This window comes from Xanthomonas sp. 4461, assembly GCF_024806475.1.
GTDB lineage: Bacteria > Pseudomonadota > Gammaproteobacteria > Xanthomonadales > Xanthomonadaceae > Xanthomonas > Xanthomonas arboricola_F.
Genome location: NZ_JANTYV010000011.1, coordinates 1 through 3,206 on the forward strand (window position 1 = coordinate 1; position 3,206 = coordinate 3,206).

Below are 3,206 nucleotides of genomic sequence, written 5' to 3' on the forward strand. Positions count from 1 at the left end.
GTTGGGCGAAGTGGTCGGTGTGGGTCTGTTGGCGAAGCGTGCAGAGCGAGGCGCTAGCGCAGGCGCAGGCAGCTACACCTACCTGCCGAGGGCAGGGTCATGCCATTGCTGACCGGTATCGGCGCCAGTACCGCCCTGCAGGCGGCAGTTGGACACGGCCAAGTCGCGATGGATACGCATCATCGCCCCTGCATTGCCGCCGTGCGCGATGTTGCCTCCGGGTGTAACTGGCGGCGCAGGACGACCGCAACGCGCGGCAGCACGCGTCAGTGGACTTCTTCCCAGCTGCCGCCCAAAAAGAAACCCTCAGTCCTGATGGACTGAGGGTTTCGGGTAAAGCCCCTGGCGATGACCTACTCTCGCATGGCTTGAGCCACACTACCATCGGCGCAGCTGCGTTTCACTTCCGAGTTCGGGATGGGATCGGGTGGTTCCACAGCGCTAATTTCACCAGGGAGACGGTTGGAGCGTCGCCATCCAAGAAACGGATTAAGGCGCCCAGTCTCGCATAGTTAACTTGTGACGTAGCTTGCGTTTGGTGATCTACCAACGTTCGTTGGGACCAAGGCAACTTGAGGTTATATGGTCAAGCCGCACGGATCATTAGTATCAGTTAGCTCAATACATTGCTGTACTTACACACCTGACCTATCAACCACATAGTCTATATGGTTCCTTTAGGGGGCTTGTGCCCCGGGAAGTCTCATCTTGAGGCGCGCTTCCCGCTTAGATGCTTTCAGCGGTTATCGCTTCCGAACATAGCTACCCGGCAATGCCACTGGCGTGACAACCGGAACACCAGAGGTTCGTCCACTCCGGTCCTCTCGTACTAGGAGCAGCCCCTCTCAAACTTCCAACGCCCATGGCAGATAGGGACCGAACTGTCTCACGACGTTCTGAACCCAGCTCGCGTACCACTTTAAATGGCGAACAGCCATACCCTTGGGACCGACTACAGCCCCAGGATGTGATGAGCCGACATCGAGGTGCCAAACACCGCCGTCGATATGAACTCTTGGGCGGTATCAGCCTGTTATCCCCGGAGTACCTTTTATCCGTTGAGCGATGGCCCTTCCATACAGAACCACCGGATCACTAAGACCTACTTTCGTACCTGCTTGATCCGTCGATCTTGCAGTCAAGCACGCTTATGCCTTTGCACACAGTGCGCGATGTCCGACCGCGCTGAGCGTACCTTCGTGCTCCTCCGTTACTCTTTAGGAGGAGACCGCCCCAGTCAAACTACCCACCATACACGGTCCCTGATCCGGATAACGGATCTAGGTTAGAACGTCAAGCACGACAGGGTGGTATTTCAAGGATGGCTCCACTGCAGCTAGCGCCACAGTTTCATAGCCTCCCACCTATCCTACACAGACGAACTCAACGTTCAGTGTAAAGCTATAGTAAAGGTTCACGGGGTCTTTCCGTCTTGCCACGGGAACGCTGCATCTTCACAGCGATTTCAATTTCACTGAGTCTCGGGTGGAGACAGCGCCGCTGTCGTTACGCCATTCGTGCAGGTCGGAACTTACCCGACAAGGAATTTCGCTACCTTAGGACCGTTATAGTTACGGCCGCCGTTTACTGGGGCTTCGATCAAGAGCTTCGCCTTGCGGCTGACCCCATCAATTAACCTTCCAGCACCGGGCAGGCGTCACACCCTATACGTCCACTTTCGTGTTTGCAGAGTGCTGTGTTTTTGATAAACAGTCGCAGCGGCCTGGTTTCTGCGACCCTCTTCAGCTATAGCTCGCATGAGCCACCAAAAAGGGTGCACCTTCTCCCGAAGTTACGGTGCCATGTTGCCTAGTTCCTTCACCCGAGTTCTCTCAAGCGCCTGAGAATTCTCATCCTACCCACCTGTGTCGGTTTACGGTACGGTCTTCGTGAGCTGAAGCTTAGGAGCTTTTCCTGGAAGCGTGGTATCAGTGACTTCGCCATAAAGGCTCGTCTCGGTGCTCGGTCTTAAAGGATCCCGGATTTGCCAAAGATCCAAACCTACCGCCTTTCCCCGGGACAACCAACGCCCGGTACACCTAACCTTCTCCGTCCCTCCATCGCACTCACGCGAGGTGCAGGAATATTAACCTGCTTCCCATCGACTACGGCTTTCGCCCTCGCCTTAGGGACCGACTAACCCTGCGTCGATTAACGTTGCGCAAGGAAACCTTGGGCTTTCGGCGTGCGGGCTTTTCACCCGCATTATCGTTACTCATGTCAGCATTCGCACTTCCGATACCTCCAGCAGACTTCTCAATCCACCTTCGCAGGCTTACGGAACGCTCCTCTACCGCGCATAAAACAAGTTTTATGCACCCCAAGCTTCGGTTCACTGCTTAGCCCCGTTAAATCTTCCGCGCAGACCGACTCGACCAGTGAGCTATTACGCTTTCTTTAAAGGGTGGCTGCTTCTAAGCCAACCTCCTGGCTGTCTGTGCCTTTCCACATCGTTTTCCACTTAGCAGTGAATTTGGGACCTTAGCTGTGGGTCTGGGTTGTTTCCCTTTTCACGACGGACGTTAGCACCCGCCGTGTGTCTCCCGGATAGTACGTACTGGTATTCGGAGTTTGCAATGGTTTGGTAAGTCGCGATGACCCCCTAGCCATAACAGTGCTCTACCCCCAGTAGTATTCGTCCGAGGCGCTACCTAAATAGCTTTCGAGGAGAACCAGCTATCTCCGGGTTCGATTAGCTTTTCACTCCTAATCACAGCTCATCCCCGTCTTTTGCAACAGACGTGGGTTCGGGCCTCCAGTACCTGTTACGGCACCTTCACCCTGGCCATGACTAGATCACCCGGTTTCGGGTCTACTGCCCGCGACTATGCGCCCTTATCAGACTCGGTTTCCCTTCGCCTCCCCTATACGGTTAAGCTTGCCACGAACAGTAAGTCGCTGACCCATTATACAAAAGGTACGCAGTCACTCTTGCGAGCTCCTACTGCTTGTACGCACACGGTTTCAGGATCTATTTCACTCCCCTCTCCGGGGTTCTTTTCGCCTTTCCCTCACGGTACTGGTTCACTATCGGTCGGTCAGGAGTATTTAGCCTTGGAGGATGGTCCCCCCATATTCAGACAGGGTTTCACGTGCCCCGCCCTACTCGTCTTCACTGGAGTGGCCCTTTTAAATACAGGGCTATCACCTTCTATGGCCAATCTTTCCAGATTGTTTTTCTAAAGCCATTCCAGCTTAAGGGCTGA

At 54.6% G+C, this 3,206-nt stretch carries 2 rRNA genes (1 of these 2 running past the window's edge); both read right to left on the reverse strand.

The annotated features are described in order from the left end of the window. Window positions 1-340: 340 nt before the first annotated feature. A 5S ribosomal RNA gene (gene rrf, locus FHY19_RS22295) occupies window positions 341-455 on the reverse strand. A 127-nt stretch (window positions 456-582) separates the two neighbouring features. Then, window positions 583-3,206 (reverse strand): 23S ribosomal RNA (locus FHY19_RS22300) (it continues 356 nt past the right edge of the window).